Origin of the sequence: Mesorhizobium sp. M0292 (assembly GCF_040321695.1) — a bacterium.
Taxonomy (GTDB): domain Bacteria; phylum Pseudomonadota; class Alphaproteobacteria; order Rhizobiales; family Rhizobiaceae; genus Mesorhizobium.
Genome location: NZ_JAMYSB010000001.1, coordinates 422,302 through 439,553, shown reverse-complemented (window position 1 = coordinate 439,553; position 17,252 = coordinate 422,302). Strand labels below are relative to the sequence as shown.

Below are 17,252 nucleotides of genomic sequence, written 5' to 3'. Positions count from 1 at the left end.
TCCTTTCTAGAGGCCGGCCGCCGCGCGCAAGGACGAGGGCATGTCGCTCGACTACAGTTCCCTTCTGTTGGCTGTCGGGTTTTCCGCCGCTTGCCTCGGCCTGACGCTGTTCGGCATTTGGCTTACCGCGCGCTCGGAAAAATTCCTGCTGACCTGGGCGGTCAGCGTGCTTCTGATCGTCGCCGACGTCTTCGCCTACCAGGCCTATATCGACGCGCCCGGACGCCTGCTCGGCCTCGCCAGCTTCACGTTCCTGCTGCTCGGCTTCGCGACCATGCTGGGCGCGGCCCATCAGTTCACGACCGGCCGCTCGCCATTGCCGCGCATCGCTGTCGGCGCCGGCGTCTCGCTGGCAGTCGCCTTGCCGCCGATGGCGCTTGGCTATGACGGGCTGGGCTTCATGCTGGAGAATGCCTTCGCCGCGCTGCTTTTGTTTGCGACGGCCTATGAATACTGGAAGGGTCGTACGGAATTCCCGGCCCCGATCCTCGGCATTGCAGGGCTCTACACCGCCACCGCAATTTCCTTCGTGCTGTGCTCCGGTGCACTTGTCTGGGATGGCAGGCTGGTGCTTGGCCATGCGCCGAGCAACTGGGCCGAGGATTTCAGCCTCATCGTCGTCATCGCCTGCATGACCGGCATCGGCGCGCTCTCGCTGGCGCTCAACCAGGGACGCTTGGCGCAGCATCATCGCCGCGAAGCGCTGACCGATCCGCTGACCGGACTGCTCAACCGGCGCGCTTTGTTCGACCTGCACGGCAAAACACCGGTCCGGTCCTTCACCGCCGTGATCGTGTTCGATCTCGACGGCTTCAAGGCCATAAATGACGAGTTCGGCCATGCCACCGGCGACGAGGTGCTGAAACTATTCGCCAAGGATTTGACCGCCAATCTCCAGCCAGGCGATGTCGCCGCGCGCATGGGCGGAGAGGAATTTGCATTGGTGCTCGATCGCACCTTGCCTGAAAAGGTGGAATTCATAGCCGAGCGCATCCGGGCCAGTTTTGCCATGCGCCGGATCGATACCGAGACCCGCCTGCTCTCCTGCACGGTCAGCGCCGGCTACGCCTTCGGCAGCGAGGGCGGCACCAAATTCGACAAGGTGCTCAGCGCCGCCGACAAGGCGCTTTACGGCGCCAAGCGCGGCGGCCGCAATCGTGTGCTCGCCTTCCGGCGCGCCGGGTAGGCTGGGCTGATATTCAGCCGGCCTGAACCTCACCACACGTAAAACAACACTCCAAAGCGCGTCGCATGAGGCCGTTCAGGCGCGACGCGCTTTTAGGCCGCTATGACGATCTCGTTGTAAGTGTCGAGGTCGACGTAGAAAACCTTGGTGATTTCGCCGATCAGCTCATCCTGCTGGTAGCCTTGCGAGCGCAGAATGTTGATGGCGGTGATGATGTCGACACGCTCTGTCAGCCGTCGTTTCTGGTGGTCCTCGACGAACCGTTCCATAGCCCTATTCTCCTGGCAAGATTATCTGAACGCATTGACCGACAATCAGAACTGCGAGGGAAGCTAGGGTGGCTTGCTTGCGTGGAACTTGCAGGCTGAGCCAGCATATTCCCTCGATCTGCTACAGAACCAGACTGATACGGAAGCGGCCGACTCACCGAGGCCTAGGAAAGACTAGCATGTAGTATTCGGCGTGCCAGAGTGTGGCGGCCTCGGACGAAAGTCCGACGCAACGGGTGCGGACCTTCGCGACTTCATCATCCTTGGGCGTAGCGACGCGAAGCGGAGCGAAGACCCAGGGATCCATGCCGGGACGAAGAAGCGTCATTAACGGTGCAGAATGTGGAATGGCCAATGTGCCGCAGAAGCGATCTTGTTCTGCATCGCGGCACTCTTTGGCTGATGTCGCGGCATGGATTCTAGGGTCTGCGCGCGTCGCTCCGCTCCTTGGCTCCGCCCTAGAATGACGAAGTGATTGTGGGCATTTCAGCCAATCTTCGACGTGTACGATCCGTGCAGCCGTCGACCTGCGTTAAACCGTCAGAAACTTCCTGACGTCCGCCCGGTCGAGATCTTCGGCCGGGCCGGTGTGGACGATCTGGCCGCGGTCCATGATGTTGACCTCGTCGGCGAGCTCGCGGCAGAAATCGAGATATTGCTCGACCAGAAGCACCGCAATGCCGGCCTGATCGCGCAAATAGTGGATGGCGCGGCCGATGTCCTTGATGATCGAGGGCTGGATGCCTTCGGTCGGCTCGTCGAGCACCAGCAGTTTCGGCCGCATGACGAGCGCCCGGCCGATGGCGAGCTGCTGCTGCTGGCCGCCTGAGAGATCGCCGCCGCGCCGCCCCAGCATCTGCTTCAGCACCGGAAACAGTTCGAAGACATGCGCCGGCACGTTGCGGTCGGCGCGCTTCAACGGCGCAAAGCCGGACTCCAGGTTTTCGCGCACCGTCAGCAGCGGAAAGATCTCCCTGCCCTGCGGTACGAATGCGATGCCCGACCGGGCGCGATCATACGCCGCGCTCCGGTCGAGCGCCTTCCCCTCGAAGGCAACGCTTCCGCTCGTCAGCCGGTGGTGGCCGACGATCGATCTCATCAAACTGGTCTTGCCGACGCCGTTGCGGCCGAGCACGCAGGTGATCTTGCCGGCACCCACCGTCAGCGACACACCGCGCAGCGCCTGAGCAGCGCCGTAATGGAGCGTGGCGTTGGAAACTTCGAGCATGTCAGCGACTTCTCCAGAAGCGGAGGAACGAAAAGTCGAAGCGATGGAATTGCACCCGCCAGACCATGCTCATCTCCCGAGATAAACTTCGACGACCCGCTCGTCGGCCGAGACGAAATCGAGCGAGCCTTCCGACAGCACCGAGCCCTCATGCAGGCAGGTGACCTTGACGCCGAGTTCGCGCACGAAATGCATGTCGTGCTCGACGACGATGACCGAATGCTCGCGCGCTATGTCCTTGAGCAGCCGCGCGGTTTCCTCGGTCTCGGCATCGGTCATCCCTGCGACCGGCTCGTCAACCAAAAGCAGCTTCGGGTCCTGCGCCAGCAGCATGCCGATCTCCAGCCACTGTTTCTGGCCATGGCTGAGATTGGCTGCCAGATCGTGGCGCTTGTCGCCCAGCCGGATGATGCCGAGGATGTCGTCGATCTGTCTGGCTTCGGCGGCCGAGCGGCGATGGAACAGCGCCGGAAAGATCGAGCGCGGGCCCTTCAGCGCCAGCATCAGATTGTCTTCGACGCTGTGGCTTTCGAAGACGGTCGGCTTCTGGAATTTGCGGCCGATGCCCATCATGGCGATCTCCGCCTCGTCGTGCCGGGTCAGATCGACCTGGCCGTCGAAGAACACTTCGCCCTCGTCGGGCCGGGTCTTGCCGGTGACGATGTCCATCATCGTCGTCTTGCCGGCGCCGTTGGGACCGATGATGGCGCGCATCTCGCCCTTGTCGAGCACCAGCGACAGATTGTTGATGGCGCGGAAACCGTCGAAGGAGACCGAGACGCCGTCGAGATAGAGGATGGTGTTGGACTTCGACATCGCTCTATTCCGCCGGCTGCGGTTCAGGCCCGGACGCGGACCAGGCACCGGGCGTTGTTGCTGCGCTGCGCACGATCTTCGATGGCGGCGGGGCATCAGGGTCTGTGCCCGCTTCCTCTGCAATCGCTGCAGCCCGCATCGCCCGAGCGTTACCGCGCCAGGAATCCCACATGCCGACGATGCCCTTGGGCAGGAACAGGGTTACGGCGACGAACAGGCCGCCGAGCGCAAACAGCCAGAACTCCGGCAGCAGGCCGGTGAACCAGGATTTGCCGGCATTGACCAGCAGCGCGCCGACGATCGGGCCGACAATGGTGCCGCGCCCACCGACGGCTGCCCAGATCACGACTTCGATGGAATTGGACGGCTCGAATTCGCCGGGATTGATGATGCCGACCTGCGGCACATAGAGCGCGCCGGCGATGCCGGCCATCACCGCCGAGACGGTGAAAGCAAACAGCTTCAGGTTCTCCGCCCGCCAGCCGAGAAAGCGGGTGCGGCTCTCGGCATCGCGCACGGCCATCAGCAGCTTCCCGTATTTGGAGCCGACGATCGCCCAGGTGATGAAGACGGCGAGCGCGAGTATGATGGCGCTGGCGGCAAACAGGGCCGAGCGGGTGGCGTCGGCCTGCACGTTGAAGCCCAGAATATCCTTGAAATCGGTCAAGCCGTTGTTGCCGCCGAAACCCATGTCGTTGCGGAAGAAGGCGAGCAGCAGCGCGTAGGTCATCGCCTGGGTGATGATGGAGAGATAGACGCCGGTGACGCGGCTGCGGAAGGCGAACCAGCCGAAGACGAAGGCGAGCAGGCCGGGCACCGCCAGCACCATGATGGCGGCGAACCAGAAGTGGTCGAAACCGGTCCAGAACCAGGGCAATTCCTTGTAGTTCAGGAACACCATGAAATCGGGCAGGATCGGATTGCCGTAAACGCCGCGCGAGCCGATCTGGCGCATGAGGTACATGCCCATCGCATAGCCGCCGAGGGCGAAGAAGGCGCCATGGCCGAGCGAGAGGATGCCGCAATAGCCCCAGACGAGATCGAGCGCCAAGGCAAGCAATGCATAGCAGAGGTACTTGCCCGTCAACGCGACGATGTAGGACGGAATATAGAACGCGCTTTGCGGCGACACTGCGAGGTTGAGCAGCGGCACGATAATGGCGGCCGTCAGCAGGATGAAAATAGTGATGGCGATGCGACGGTCGGCACCCGCGGCGAAGAAGCGTCCCGTGATCATGTTTCCACCGCCCTGCCCTTGAGCGCGAACAGGCCGCGCGGGCGCTTCTGGATGAACAGGATGATCAGGACCAGCACGACGATCTTGCCGAGCACCGCGCCAGCATAGGGTTCGAGAACCTTGTTGACGATGCCGAGCGAGAAGGCGCCGACCAGCGTGCCCCAGAGATTGCCGACGCCGCCGAAGACCACGACCATGAAGCTGTCGATGATGTAGCCGCGGCCGAGATTGGGCGAGACATTGTCGATCTGGCTGAGCGCGACGCCGGCGATGCCGGCAATGCCGGAGCCGAGCGCAAAGGTCAGCGCATCGACCCAAGGCGTCCTGATGCCCATCGAGGCGGCCATGCGGCGGTTGGCGGTGACGGCGCGCATCTGCAGGCCCCAAGGCGTGCGCTTCATGACAAAGAGCAGCACGCCGAAGACGGTGAGCGCGAAGACCAGGATCCAGAGGCGGTTCCAGGTGACGGCGAGTTGGCCGACATCGAACGATCCCGACATCCAGGAGGGGTTGCCGACCTCCTGGTTGGTCGGTCCGAAGATCGAGCGCACCGCCTGCTGCAGGACAAGCGAGACGCCCCAGGTTGCGAGCAGCGTTTCCAGCGGCCGGCCGTAGAGGAAACGGATGACGCCGCGCTCGATGATCAGGCCGACGGAAGCGGCAACCAGGAAGGCGAGCGGCAGCGCGATCACCAGCGACCAGTCGAACAGGCCGGGGAATGAGGTTCGGATCACCTGCTGGACGACGAAGGTGGTGTAGGCGCCGAGCATCACCATCTCGCCATGCGCCATGTTGATGACGCCCATGACGCCGAAGGTGATGGCGAGGCCGATGGCGGCCAGCAGCAGCACCGAGCCAAGCGAGATGCCGTACCATATGTTCTGGCCGGCATCCCACAGCGCCAGGCTCGAATTGATGCTGGCGATTGCCGCCGTCGCGGCATCCTTGACCGCGCCTTGCGCATTGGCCTCGACCGCGGTGAGCAGCGAGACCGCGTCGCGGTCGCCGCGCGCGTCGATCAGGGCAATGGCGGCAAGCTTGTCGGCCTCCGGCTTGTCGGAGACCAGCACCGATGCCGCGCGCGCCTGTTCCAACAATGCCTTGACCTTGGCGTCGGTCTCGGCGGCGATGGCTGCATCGAGCGGCTCGATATTGGCGGCATCGGGGGTCTTGAACATGGTGTCGGCGGCGGCGATGCGGACAGAAGGATCTTTCGCGCGCAACGTCAGCGTTCCCAGCGCGTCTCGGATGACACGGCGCAGCGTGTTGTTGACCTTGATCTTCGTGATGTCGGCCTTGGCGGCGTCGCCGGCTTTCTCGCCACTCAGCGGGTCGAGCAGCGTGACGCTGTCGGCGGCCTCACTGCCGACGAAGACGGCTGAATCGGCTTTACGGATGTAAAGGTTGCCTTCGGCGAGCGCTGCAAGCGGGCGCTCGACCAGCGGATCGCCGGTGGCGGCAAGCTCGCGCACGACGGCCTCCGTGGCGGAAAAGCCGGTGCCGGTGGCGAATTTGGCGACGATGGCGCGCAGATCGGCTTCGGCTGCGTTCGACGGCAACAGGCTTGCCACCAGGAACACCAGCATGAGGCCGAGAGTGCGCGACAGGATCATCCGTTCAGATACTTTCCGGGAGGGTGGAATTTGGCGTCCGGGCGGGCTGAGCGCCCGGACGTTTGGCGGTACCGATCGTGGACGCGTCCACGATCGGTCAGTCCCGGGAGGGATCAGTTCGTGCCCTTGCCGCCGCATTTGCCGGTGGCAACGTTGAAGTTGCCGCAGGACAGAGGCGCGCGCCAATCCGAAATCAGGTCCTTGGAATCGGGCAGATAGTCGGACCATTCGTCGCCCATCACGAGGCCGGGCGTCTGCGACACGGTCTCGAACTGGCCGTCGGCCTGGATCTCGCCGATCAGCACCGGCTTGGTGATGTGATGGTTCGGCATCATGGTCGAATAGCCGCCGGTGAGGTTCGGCACGGACACGCCGACCATGGCGTCGATGACCTTGTCGGGATCGGTGGTGCCGGCCTTTTCGACCGCCTTCACCCACATGTTGAAGCCGATATAGTGAGCTTCCATCGGGTCGTTGGTGGTGCGCTTGTCATTCTTGATGAACTTGTGCCAGTCGGCGATGAACTTCTTGTTTTCGGGTGTGTCGACGCTCTCGAAATAGTTCCAGGCAGCGAGATGGCCGACCAGCGGCGCGGTATCGAGACCGGCCAGTTCTTCTTCGCCGACCGAGAAGGCCATGACCGGGATGTCCTCGGCCTTGACGCCCTGGTTGCCGAGTTCCTTGTAGAACGGAACGTTGGCGTCGCCATTGACGGTCGAGACGACGGCGGTCTTCTTGCCGGCCGAGCCGAATTTCTTGATTGCGGAGACTTCGGTCTGCCAGTCGGAGAAGCCGAACGGCGTGTAGTTGACCATGATGTCTTCGGCGGCGACGCCCTTGGCCTTCAGATAGGCCTCGAGGATTTTGTTGGTGGTGCGGGGATAGACGTAGTCGGTGCCTTCCAGCACCCAGCGCTTCACCGAGCCACCGTCCTCGCTCATGAGATAATCGACGGCAGGAATCGCCTGCTGGTTTGGGGCGGCGCCGGTGTAGAACACGTTGCGCTCGCTTTCCTCGCCCTCATACTGGACGGGGTAGAACAGGATGTTGTCCAGTTCCGAGAACACCGGCAGCACCGACTTGCGCGACACCGAGGTCCAGCAGCCGAACACGGCGGCGACCTTGTCCTTGGAGATCAGCTCGCGCGCCTTCTCGGCGAAGAGCGGCCAATTGGATGCCGGATCGACGACGACCGCCTCAAGCTTCTTGCCGAGCAGGCCGCCCTTGGCGTTCTGCTCTTCGATGAGCATCAGCATGGCGTCTTTCAGCGTCGTCTCCGAAATCGCCATGGTCCCCGATAGCGAATGCAGAATGCCGACCTTGATCGTGTCTTCGGCGGCCTTGGCCGGAGACGACATCGACAGGCCGGCGGCGACCACGCCGGCCGAAAACATTTTTGTTATTGTGGAGAAATTACCCCTCATACCGAAGACTCCCAGCTGTTTGATTGCACCGCGATAATGCAATGCAACTGCCGTGCCAAACGCAAAGGCGCCGCTCGCAAGAATGGAATAGCCGAGCGTTATCAGCCGGTTGGTATATTAGCCTGGAGCAAAACAATGGCAGCCAGTGAAAATTGATTGAGCCAAATTTGCGCAGCGCACACGGCTTTTGCCTAATTTTTGCCCAATTGAGACAAATGCCTAGTTTTTGATCTCCGGCCGTGGGTTCCGGGCGAACAATGTTGCGGCACCGCGCAAAAATAGGGCAAGCTCGCCCTTCAAAAGAGAGACGTCATGACATCTCGCATCTCACGCATTTCCGGCATCCTGCTGCTGATGGCAACGAGCGGCGCCGCGCGCGCCGATTTCAGCGAGGGCAAACTTCCTGACGGCACCTATCATTGCGAGGTCTATTTGCTCGGCGCCTTCCTCAACCTCGGCGACATCACTATCAAGGGCAATGTCTATACCGGCCCGGTGACGTTCGGAACGGCGCTGCAAGGCTACAACTATCAGATGAACGCCAATGGCGAGATCACCTGGCTCGGGCCGCTGGGCGGCTATACCACCGGTGGCAACTCCGTCTCCATGACACAGGCAACACTGGACGGCGAGACCGCCCCGTCATTCGACATCATTCTGAAGCAGCCCGACGGCGCCTTCACCGCCTCGACCTGCACCAAGGGCTGAGCGATGCGTAGTGCCGCGCCCAGTTGCGGCAAAACCTTCCTCTTATGTCATGTGAATGTTGCCTAAGCAGACTAGGGCAACGGTGCGCCGTAACATCCACCCTGAGAGGCAGACACCATGGCCAATGCACCGTCTTCATCCTCCCCCGTCATCCGCGAAATCATCGCCGAGCGCGTCTCGCGCCGGTCTCTTTTGAAAGGCAGCCTCGCCTCCGGCGCGCTGATTGCCGGCGGCAGCTTTGTCGGCTCCTTGTTTGCCGGCGAAACGCATGCCGCCACAGCGCAGTCGACGCTCGGCTTTCCCGAGCTGAAACGGGTCTACGGCAAGACCCATGCCGCCGCCGAAGGCTATGAGACGACCATCGTCGCGCGCTGGGGCGACCCGCTTGCAGCCGGCCTCGCCGAATTCGACGGCAACAAGGTCGCGGCGGAGGAACAGGAAAAGCGCTTCGGCTACAATTGCGACTACATCGCCTTCATGCCGCTGCCCAAGGGCACGGTGAATTCCGATCATGGCCTGCTCTGCGTCAACAACGAATACATCTCGCCCAATGTGATGTTTCCGGGGATGACCGAGGGCGATGCCGGCAAGACGATGACCAGGGAACAGGTCGATCTCGGCATGGCCGCGATGGGCCATTCGATCGTCGAGGTGCAATTGAAGGACGGCAAGTGGGCAAGCGTGGCGGACAGCCCGCTCAACCGCCGCATCACCGCCAACACCGAAATGACCGTTTCCGGACCGGTTGCCGGCCATGCGCTGATGAAAACTTCGGCCGACCCGACTGGCACGAAAGTGCTCGGCACCAGCTATAATTGCAGCGGCGGTTTCACCCCCTGGGGTACGGTGCTGACCTGCGAGGAAGGCGTGTCCGACATTTTCGGCGGCGACCCGAAAAAGGCGCCGACTGCCGACCTGCTCGACCGTTACGGCTTCGACGGCTCCGACATCTATGGCCGCGGCCGCTTCCATGACCGCTTCAACCTCGACAAGGAACCGAACGAGGCCAACCGCTTCGACTGGGTGGTCGAGATCGACCCTTACGATCCTCAGTCCAGGCCGGTGAAGCGCACGGCACTTGGCCGCATGTCGCATGAGGCCTCGACCGTGGTCCTCAACAAGGACGGCCGCGTTGTCGTCTATATGGGTGACGACGACTATTTCGAATATATGTACCGCTTCGTCTCGGCCAAGGCCTATGACAAGGCCAATCCGGCCTCCGGCGCCGATCTGCTCGACGATGGCGTGCTGTCGGTCGCCCGCTTCGATGCCGATGGCTCGATGACGTGGCTGCCGTTGGTGCACGGCCAGGGCAAGCTTACCGTCGAGAACGGTTTTGCCGACCAGGCCGAGGTGCTGTTGAAGACGCGGTTTGCGGCAGATGCGCTCGGCGCCACGCCGATGGACCGGCCCGAGGACATCGAGACCAATCCGGTGACCGGCCGCGTCTATGCGGTGATGACCAAGAACAAGAAGCGCGACCAGTCAAAGGTCAATCCGGCCAACACGCGGCCGGAAAATCTCTGGGGCCATATTGTCGAACTGATCCCGCCCGGCCGCCGCGGCGCGGACGCCGACCACACGGCCGAAAACTATGCCTGGGACCTGTTCGTGCTCTGCGGCAATCCCAGGGATGCCAAGGTCGGCGCCACCTTCCATCCGGATACGTCGGACAATGGCTGGTTCGTCTGCCCCGACAACATCACCTTCGATCCGGCCGGGCGGCTGTGGGTGGCGACGGACGGCGCCAATGATTTCGACCTGCCGGACGGCGTCTATGGCGTCGACACCGAAGGTGCGGCGCGCGGCCTGCCGAAGCTGCTGTTCACCTGCCCGCACGGCGCCGAAGCGACCGGCCCGTGCTTCACGCCGGACGGCTCGACTTTGTTCCTGTCGGTGCAGCACCCTGCGGAAGATGCAGAGACGCTCGACAAGGCGCAGACGCTGTGGCCCGACTTCAGGGATGGCCAATTGCCGCGGCCGTCCGTCGTCGCCATCCGCCGCAAGGACGGACAGCCGGTCGGCGCATAGTGTCCTAGGGAAAAGGGCGGAACGCGCCATGCGCGTTCCGCGTAGCGATCCGGGAGGACGGCTCAGATCGTCTTGGCCGACATTTGCGAAGCGATGTATTCGGCCTGGCGGATAGCCAGCGACACGATCGTCAGCGTCGGATTTTCAGCCGCACCGGTGGTGAACTGGCTGCCGTCCGACACGAACAGGTTTTTGATGTCGTGCGCCTGGCCGTGCTTGTTGACGACGCCGTCTTCCGCCTTTTCACTCATCCGGTTGGTGCCGAGATTGTGGGTTGAGGGATAGGGCGGCGTCGGGAAGGAGCGCGTCGCGCCGACCGCATCATAAAGCGCTGTGGCCTGCTTGTAGGCATGGTTGCGCATCGCCGTGTCGTTGGGATGATCATCGAAATGCACGTCGGCGATCGGCATGCCGTGCGCGTCCTTCTCGTCCTTGTGCAGCGTGACGCGGTTTTCCGCGCGCGGCATGTCCTCGCCGACGATCCACAGGCCAGCCATGTGATCATAGTGGTCGAGCGCGGTGGTGAAGGAACGGCCCCAGCCGCCGGGATTGAGGAAGGCGGCCATGAAGGGCAAGCCGAGCGACAGCGTCTCGAATTCATAGCCGCCGACAAAGCCGCGTGAGGGATCGTGCCGCGCCTCGTCGCGGATAATGCCGGCCATGGTGGTGCCGCGATACATATGCACCGGTTGGTCGAAGATGGCGTAGACCGAACCGGTGGTGTGGCGCATGTAGTTCTTGCCGACCTGCCCCGACGAATTGGCAAGCCCTTGCGGAAACTTCGCTGACTCGGAGTTTAGCAGCAGGCGCGGGCTTTCGATCGAGTTGCCGGCGACGGCGACAATGCGGGCCTTCTGTTCCTGCAGCTTGCCGTCCTTGTCGGCATAGACGACGCCGGTCACCTTGCCTGAGGCGTCGTGGTTGATCTTGATCGCCATGGCATTCGGCCGGACTTCGAGATGGCCGGAGGCCTCGCCCTTGGGGATCTCGGTATAGAGCGTCGACCATTTGGCGCCCCATTTGCAGCCCTGGAAGCAGAAGCCGGTCTGTTGGCAGGAGTTCCGGTCATCACGCTCGACCGAATTGATTGCCATGTTGCCGGTATGACATTCCTTGTAGCCGAGCTTGTCGGCGCCGGCCTTGAGCACCTTGAAATTGTTGTTGCCGGGCAGCCGCGGCCAGCCATTGGTGCCGGTGACGCCCATCTTGGCTTCCGCCTTGGCGTAGTACGGCTCCATCTCGGCCAATGTGACCGGCCAGTCCAGCAGGTTGGCGCCTTCCAGCTTGCCGTAGGTCGAGAGCGTCTTGAACTCATGCTCCTGGAAGCGCAGCGAGGCGCCGGCCCAGTGCGTGGTCGAGCCGCCGACCGATTTGACTATCCAGGCCGGCAAATTGGGGAAATCCTTCGACACCCGCCAGTCGCCGGACGTCGTGCGCTTGTCCGTCCAGGCGAGTTGGCTGAAGGAACCCCACTCATCATTGATGAAATCCTCGTATTCGTGGCGCGCGCCGGCCTCGAGGATGACGACATCGACGCCTTTCTGGGCGAGTTCGTTGCCGAGCGTGCCGCCGCCGGCGCCGGAGCCGATGATCACGACCACGCCATCGTTGTTGAGATCAAATGAAGCTGCCATGGTTTCCTCCCATGAATTCCTGTTTGCCGGGTTTCAGAACGACGGAAGGGCTCAGAGCCACTCTATGTCGTCGAAACCGCGCGCGATGTAGCCGCCCTTGGAGTAGGATTCGCCCTCGTAGCCGAAGATCGGCCACACCTCCTGCTGGTTGTAGAGGCTGACGACGAGGCCGCCGCGGATGGACTGGAAGAACGGCGTCGCGTCGATCTGCTGCAGCACGGCGACGCGCTGCTCCTCCCAGCCGAGGCCGCGATAGCCGCCCTCGCCCGACTTCTTGTCGAGGTCGGCGATGCCGTCTTCGATCATCGTCTTGTAGGCAGCGTCCTTGCCGGCCTGCTCGTCATGGCCTTTTACGGCGATGGCGTAGTATTTGTCGGGCACCTGATCGTGCGGATAGATGTCGCGCGCCATCTGGATCAGCGTCGCCATGGTTTCGGGCTTGAGCGCTGATGTCTCGAGCCCCCAGGCATTTTCAGGGCTGATGACGGCGCTGCCGGAAATGACGAGCAACGCGCCGATGCCGCCGCGTTTGAGAAGTTCACGACGTGAGAGCCTCGCGTCATAGATCGTGACCATTTGTTCCTCCCTGCTTGCTGTTTGCGCCCTTGAACAGCGCCGTTGCTGGCGCCGCGCGGCTGAATGCGGCTGATAATCCCCTACTGGAAGCGCCCTCCACGCTGCAGAACCTCGATCTTGTAGCCGTCGGGGTCCTCGATGAAGAAAAAGCGGGCGATCAGCGATCCGTCGCGGTTGAATTCGACGATCTTCTTGGGGTTGAGGCCGAGCGCGCCGATCCGGTCGTGTTCGCTGTCGAGATCGGACACCGAGACCGCCAGATGGCCGTAACCGTCGCCAAGCCCATAAGGCTCGGTGCGGCCCTTGTTCACGGTGAGTTCGAGCTCGAACCCCGTTTCGGCGTTGGCAAGGTAAATCAGCGTGAATGTCTCGAAATCCAGCCTGTCGGCGACGTCGAGCCCGAAAGCGTTTCTGTAGAAATCGACGGATCTGGCCTCTTGGAGAACCCGGATCATGGAATGGATTGCCTTCGCCAAATCAGTCTCCGCCGCTGCATGTTGGAGGCGATTATGGGCGGCACGCGCGAAAGGTGGTGGCAGCCGGTTACCACGGCTAAATTTGCAATCGCTGCTATGCCAGCGCCTAAAGACGAAAGTCCGATTGCCGATTCGGCCCACAAGGCCGAACATGCAGGGACAACCACAACTTGAAGGCGCGACACGCTGCGCCCAAAACCAACAATATCGGGAGGTAAGGATGTGCAGGGTTTTTGCCGGGCAGGATCCGGAAGGCTATCGACAGATCAACCGGTCGATCCGCATCGACGGTCACTCTACGAGTATCCTTGAAGGAACGTTCTGGGCGCTGCTTGACGAAATTGCCGACAGCCAGGGCCTGACGACGCCGAAGTTCATCTCAAAACTCTATGACGAGGCGATCGAGATCAACGGCGCCATCCCAACTTCGCGTCGATGCTGCGTACCACCTGCGCGCTCTATCTGCGCGGTCACCGGCCAGACATGGATGAGCTGACGCCGAAGCGCGAAGCGGCCTGAGGAAGCTAGCCTTCCGCCGCAACGTCGAGCCCGAGCCGCGCCATATCGGTGAACAGCGCCTGACGTTCGGAATAGGCAGTCTGTTCGCCGGTCACGATGTTGTCGACGACAGTCAGCAGCGACAGCGCGCGGGCGCCGAAATGCGCCGCGATTCGGTAGAGTGCGCTGGTTTCCATATCGACAGCGAGAGCGCCAAGCGCCTGCGCTTCGGCAAAGCGGTCGCGCCCTACAGGGTGGTAGAAGACGTCGCTGCAGATGGTCAGCCCGGCCTGGTGGTCGATGCCGAGCTGGGCGGCGCAGGCCAAAGCGTGGGCGAACAGGCCGGGATCGGGCCCGGCGGCAGCATCGTAGAGGCCGAAGACCTGGCCGCTTTGGTCGCTTTCGGCGCGCACCGACTGCGAGATCACCAAGGAGCGCAGCGGCACGCGGGGTGTCAGGCCGCCGCAGGTACCTGTGCGGATCAGCGTTTTGACGCCGTGAACATCCAGGAGTTCATGCACATAGACCAGGAAGGACGGGACACCGATGCCGGTGGCCTGGATGCTGATGGGACGGCCGCGATAGAGACCAGTGAAGCCGAGTGCGCCCCGGCGGCGGTTGACGCAGCGCGGTGCCTCAAGAAATGTCTTTGCCATCCACTCGGCGCGTTGCGGATCGCCCGGCAACAGCACCGTTGCGGCATAGTCGCCCCTGGCAGCCTCGTTGTGCGGCGTCACGACATGCTCCCCAATACCCGCCGCCCGTTTCGCCTGCAATCATGGCAGCGTCACGTCATTGCGCAAGCTTTGAATTAGGGCGCCCTAAGACTCCAACACATCCTTGACCACGGTGGCCAGCTGCTTGAGGGAGAACGGCTTCGGCAGGAAGCCGAATTGCGCGTCCGGCGGCAGGTTTCTGGCGAAAGCGTCTTCGGCATAGCCGGACACGAAGACGAACTTGATGTCGGGCTGGCGCTTGCGCAGTTCGCCGAGCAGCGTCGGTCCGTCCATTTCCGGCATCACCACGTCGGACACGACGATATCGACCTTGCCGCCGAGCGCTTCGAAGACTTCCAGCGCCTCGACGCCCGAGGAGGCCTCATGGACGGTATAACCGCGCGAGGTCAGCGCCCGCGAGCCGCCCATGCGCACGGCGTCTTCGTCCTCGACGAGGAGCACAGTGGCCGAGCCCGACAGGTCCTTGGCGCTGTCGGCGGCTTTCACCGGCGCAGCCGGCGCCTCGCTGACGTCGCCGGGCTTCTTCGCCTCCACGATATGGCGCGGCAAGAAGATGCGGAAGGTCGAGCCCTTGCCGACTTCGGAATCGCAGAAGATGAAACCGCCGGTCTGCTTGATGATGCCATAGACCATCGACAGGCCAAGGCCGGTGCCTTTGCCGACTTCCTTGGTGGTGAAGAACGGCTCAAAAATCTTCTTCAGCACGTCCGGGGCAATGCCCGAGCCGCTATCCTCGACCTCGACCACGACATAGTCGGCAGGCGTGAGCTCGCGGTAGGAGAAGCTCTTGCATTGTTCGGCGGTGACGTTGCGGGTGCGCACGGTGAGGTCGCCGCCGGCCGGCATGGCGTCGCGCGCGTTGACGGCGAGGTTGACCACCACCTGCTCGAACTGGCCGATATCGACCTTGACCGGCCACAAATCGCGCCCGTGGTCGACCTTCAGCTTGATCTCGTTGCCGACCAGGCGGGCAAGCAGCATCCGGAGATCGGCAAGCACGTCGGTCAGGTTCAGCACTTCCGGCCGCAAAGTCTGCTTGCGCGAGAAGGCGAGCAACTGCCGCACCAGCGAGGCCGCCCGGTTGGCATTCTGCTTGATGTTCATGATGTCGGGGAAGGATGGGTCCGACGGACGGTGATTGGTCAGCAAAAGATCCGACGCCATGATGATGGCGGTCAGCACATTGTTGAAGTCGTGGGCGATGCCGCCGGCAAGCTGTCCGACAGCCTGCATCTTCTGGCTCTGCGCCATCTGGCCCTCGAGCGCCTTCTGCTCGGTGGTCTCGACGGCATAGACGATGGCCGATTCCTCGGCGCCCTCGCCGGTGCCGTCGGCGACGGCGTTGACGTAGAAGCGGATGTGACGCTCCTCATTGCCGGGCAGCAGCGTGTCGATCGGCTCGATGTCGGCCTGCCTCAGCCGCGCCTTTTCGAACGCGGCGGCAAAGGCCGGCCGGTCGCGCTCATGGATCACGGTGTCCAGCCGCACGCGGCGGTCGACCGCGTCGCCGTCGACGACGGAGGAAAACAGCGACAGGAACGGCGCGTTGGTGCGCAGGATGCGGCCGCCATTGTCGACGGCGGCAATGGCCATCGGCGTCGAATTGAAGAAGCGGGTGAAGCGCACCTCGGATGCGCGAAGGTCGGCCGACGCGTCCTCGCCCTGGGTGCGGTTGAGTACGATGGTGCGGGTCGGACCGTTGGTCCCCTCGCGGCTGGCCGAGACCCGATGCATGAAGCGCACCGGCAGCGCCTCGCCAGTCGTCGTCGTCAGATCGAGATCGATGACCGCGTTGCGGGTGGTGCCCGGATCGGCCTTGACCGAGCGCACCAGCGCCATGCCGTCGCCGGCGACGATTTCCGGGAGTGTCACGGCGCCAGGGGTGAAGCTCGCCAGATCGATGCCCAGCCATTCGGCGAGCGTGGCGTTGATGTAGGTGACGCGGCCTTCCTGGTCGGCCGAGAAGAAACCGGCCGGCGCATGGTCGAGATGGTCGATGGCCTTCTGCAAGTCGAGGAAGAAACGCTCCTGCTCGGCCCTTTCCTGCGAGATGTCGGCAAGCTGCCAGGCAAGCATCGGCAGGCGCTGACCGGGAACGCTGAAGGTCCGGGCCCGCGCCCGGTACCAGCGCGCGCCGGGTTCGGCGCCCGGCCGGATCGACTGTGCCAGCCGGAACTCACCGTCGCCGGCCTGGCCATCGCGCAAGCCCGAGGCCAGCCGGTATATGGTCACCGAAGCTTCGGGGACATCGGAAAGCAGGCCTTCGACCGTCTTCAGATCGGCGGCCGACGCAGCCCCGGTCATCTCGGCATAGGCCCGGTTGGCGTAGACGACGCGGCCCTTGGTGTCGGTGACGATCAGGCCCTGCGACATGGAATCGACGAAGGCCTTCGACAGTTCATCCCCGGTCGAACGCGGCGCGATCTGCACGAAGCCGATGGCCGTGGCGAACAGGAAGCCAACGCCGATCATGGCAAGCACGCCCAGCATGCCGAGCAGGAACGGATCGCCAAGACGCTCGCGGAAAATGCCGAAAACGATTGCGGCCCCGGTCAGGACGATGATGAACACGATGAGCCGGGTAACCGCGCCTGGCCGCGTGTTCTGATCGACGATCGGTACCGGATAGAAATCGCCGCGCGTTTCCCTGGCCATATGCCCCCTGCTCGTGAGTTGTCCGACACCGCCCCCGGCCGGTTGAATCACATTCTCCTAATCCGGAAAAGGCCCTGGCGGCAAATGTCGGATAAAAATGACGCGTCGGTGTTTTCAAGCTGTTCACGAAGCGTGAAGGCAACTTGCGGTGGCTGGCCGCAACG

Annotated in this window: 14 protein-coding genes and 1 pseudogene; 4 read left to right on the top strand and 11 right to left on the bottom strand. The window is 62.9% G+C overall.

The features are described from left to right. The first annotated feature begins 40 nt into the window (after positions 1-40). Positions 41-1,186, top strand: a complete 1,146-nt coding sequence (locus tag NKI96_RS02195; protein ID WP_023670937.1) for a GGDEF domain-containing protein — start codon at positions 41-43, stop codon at positions 1,184-1,186. Between the two features lie 92 nt (positions 1,187-1,278). On the opposite strand, the gene NKI96_RS02190 is transcribed toward NKI96_RS02195, so the two are convergent. The 6 genes from NKI96_RS02190 to urtA all read right to left on the bottom strand — a co-directional run bounded on the left by NKI96_RS02190 (position 1,279) and on the right by urtA (position 7,773). Beyond that, the gene (locus NKI96_RS02190; RefSeq protein WP_023670936.1) at positions 1,279-1,455 is read right to left on the bottom strand and encodes a hypothetical protein; all 177 of its coding nucleotides are present in this window, start codon (positions 1,453-1,455) and stop codon (positions 1,279-1,281) included. A gap of 532 nt (positions 1,456-1,987) precedes the next feature. Then, on the bottom strand, positions 1,988-2,683 hold the full coding sequence (gene urtE, locus NKI96_RS02185; RefSeq protein ID WP_023815806.1) for an urea ABC transporter ATP-binding subunit UrtE: 696 nt from the start codon (positions 2,681-2,683) through the stop codon (positions 1,988-1,990). 69 nt (positions 2,684-2,752) lie between these two features. Continuing rightward, entirely contained in the window at positions 2,753-3,499 is a 747-nt protein-coding gene (gene urtD, locus NKI96_RS02180) for an urea ABC transporter ATP-binding protein UrtD (RefSeq protein WP_023670934.1), read from the bottom strand. Positions 3,500-3,503: 4 nt separating this feature from the next. Further along, entirely contained in the window at positions 3,504-4,736 is a 1,233-nt protein-coding gene (urtC, locus tag NKI96_RS02175; RefSeq protein ID WP_352802747.1) for an urea ABC transporter permease subunit UrtC, read from the bottom strand. After that, on the bottom strand, positions 4,733-6,349 hold the full coding sequence (gene urtB, locus NKI96_RS02170) for an urea ABC transporter permease subunit UrtB (RefSeq protein ID WP_352802744.1): 1,617 nt from the start codon (positions 6,347-6,349) through the stop codon (positions 4,733-4,735). The genes urtC and urtB overlap by 4 nt, the downstream gene beginning before the upstream one ends. Positions 6,350-6,462: 113 nt before the next feature. Next, complete coding sequence (gene urtA, locus NKI96_RS02165) at positions 6,463-7,773, bottom strand: urea ABC transporter substrate-binding protein (RefSeq protein WP_023832056.1); 1,311 nt, start codon at positions 7,771-7,773, stop codon at positions 6,463-6,465. 312 nt (positions 7,774-8,085) lie between these two features. Between urtA and NKI96_RS02160 the strand changes: the two genes are divergently transcribed. Together NKI96_RS02160 and NKI96_RS02155 are read left to right on the top strand one after the other, a co-directional pair. Beyond that, positions 8,086-8,481: a hypothetical protein gene (locus tag NKI96_RS02160; RefSeq protein WP_352512622.1), complete on the top strand. Its 396-nt coding sequence runs from the start codon at positions 8,086-8,088 to the stop codon at positions 8,479-8,481. A 117-nt stretch (positions 8,482-8,598) separates the two neighbouring features. After that, on the top strand, positions 8,599-10,512 hold the full coding sequence (locus NKI96_RS02155) for a PhoX family protein (protein WP_023688645.1): 1,914 nt from the start codon (positions 8,599-8,601) through the stop codon (positions 10,510-10,512). Between the two features lie 62 nt (positions 10,513-10,574). Here the strand turns inward: NKI96_RS02155 and NKI96_RS02150 are convergent, their stop codons facing one another. The 3 genes from NKI96_RS02150 to NKI96_RS02140 all read right to left on the bottom strand — a co-directional run bounded on the left by NKI96_RS02150 (position 10,575) and on the right by NKI96_RS02140 (position 13,198). After that, complete coding sequence (locus tag NKI96_RS02150) at positions 10,575-12,146, bottom strand: GMC family oxidoreductase (RefSeq protein WP_023688646.1); 1,572 nt, start codon at positions 12,144-12,146, stop codon at positions 10,575-10,577. A gap of 51 nt (positions 12,147-12,197) precedes the next feature. Continuing rightward, positions 12,198-12,722 carry a twin-arginine translocation pathway signal gene (locus NKI96_RS02145; RefSeq protein WP_023688647.1) on the bottom strand — a complete coding sequence of 175 codons (525 nt, stop codon included), beginning with the start codon at positions 12,720-12,722 and terminating at the stop codon, positions 12,198-12,200. Positions 12,723-12,802: 80 nt separating this feature from the next. Beyond that, on the bottom strand, positions 12,803-13,198 hold the full coding sequence (locus NKI96_RS02140) for a VOC family protein (protein WP_023684616.1): 396 nt from the start codon (positions 13,196-13,198) through the stop codon (positions 12,803-12,805). Between the two features lie 220 nt (positions 13,199-13,418). Between NKI96_RS02140 and NKI96_RS02135 the strand changes: the two are divergent. Next, positions 13,419-13,717, top strand: a pseudogene (locus NKI96_RS02135) (ribbon-helix-helix domain-containing protein). A 5-nt stretch (positions 13,718-13,722) separates the two neighbouring features. On the opposite strand, the gene NKI96_RS02130 reads toward NKI96_RS02135, so the two are convergent. Beyond that, on the bottom strand, positions 13,723-14,433 hold the full coding sequence (locus NKI96_RS02130; protein ID WP_023712397.1) for a purine-nucleoside phosphorylase: 711 nt from the start codon (positions 14,431-14,433) through the stop codon (positions 13,723-13,725). Positions 14,434-14,517: 84 nt separating this feature from the next. Continuing rightward, positions 14,518-17,088: a cell cycle histidine kinase CckA gene (gene cckA / locus NKI96_RS02125; protein WP_023670922.1), complete on the bottom strand. Its 2,571-nt coding sequence runs from the start codon at positions 17,086-17,088 to the stop codon at positions 14,518-14,520. Positions 17,089-17,252 lie beyond the last annotated feature (164 nt).

What these genes read in the sequence shown, in the direction of transcription:
- NKI96_RS02195 (WP_023670937.1), top strand. Translation starts at nt 41, where the DNA reads ATGTCGCTCGACTACAGTTCCCTTCTGTTGGCTGTCGGGTTTTCCGCC.
- NKI96_RS02190 (WP_023670936.1), bottom strand. Translation starts at nt 1,455, where the DNA reads ATGGAACGGTTCGTCGAGGACCACCAGAAACGACGGCTGACAGAGCGT.
- urtE (WP_023815806.1), bottom strand. Translation starts at nt 2,683, where the DNA reads ATGCTCGAAGTTTCCAACGCCACGCTCCATTACGGCGCTGCTCAGGCG.
- urtD (WP_023670934.1), bottom strand. Translation starts at nt 3,499, where the DNA reads ATGTCGAAGTCCAACACCATCCTCTATCTCGACGGCGTCTCGGTCTCC.
- urtC (WP_352802747.1), bottom strand. Translation starts at nt 4,736, where the DNA reads ATGATCACGGGACGCTTCTTCGCCGCGGGTGCCGACCGTCGCATCGCC.
- urtB (WP_352802744.1), bottom strand. Translation starts at nt 6,349, where the DNA reads ATGATCCTGTCGCGCACTCTCGGCCTCATGCTGGTGTTCCTGGTGGCA.
- urtA (WP_023832056.1), bottom strand. Translation starts at nt 7,773, where the DNA reads ATGAGGGGTAATTTCTCCACAATAACAAAAATGTTTTCGGCCGGCGTG.
- NKI96_RS02160 (WP_352512622.1), top strand. Translation starts at nt 8,086, where the DNA reads ATGACATCTCGCATCTCACGCATTTCCGGCATCCTGCTGCTGATGGCA.
- NKI96_RS02155 (WP_023688645.1), top strand. Translation starts at nt 8,599, where the DNA reads ATGGCCAATGCACCGTCTTCATCCTCCCCCGTCATCCGCGAAATCATC.
- NKI96_RS02150 (WP_023688646.1), bottom strand. Translation starts at nt 12,146, where the DNA reads ATGGCAGCTTCATTTGATCTCAACAACGATGGCGTGGTCGTGATCATC.
- NKI96_RS02145 (WP_023688647.1), bottom strand. Translation starts at nt 12,722, where the DNA reads ATGGTCACGATCTATGACGCGAGGCTCTCACGTCGTGAACTTCTCAAA.
- cckA (WP_023670922.1), bottom strand. Translation starts at nt 17,088, where the DNA reads ATGGCCAGGGAAACGCGCGGCGATTTCTATCCGGTACCGATCGTCGAT.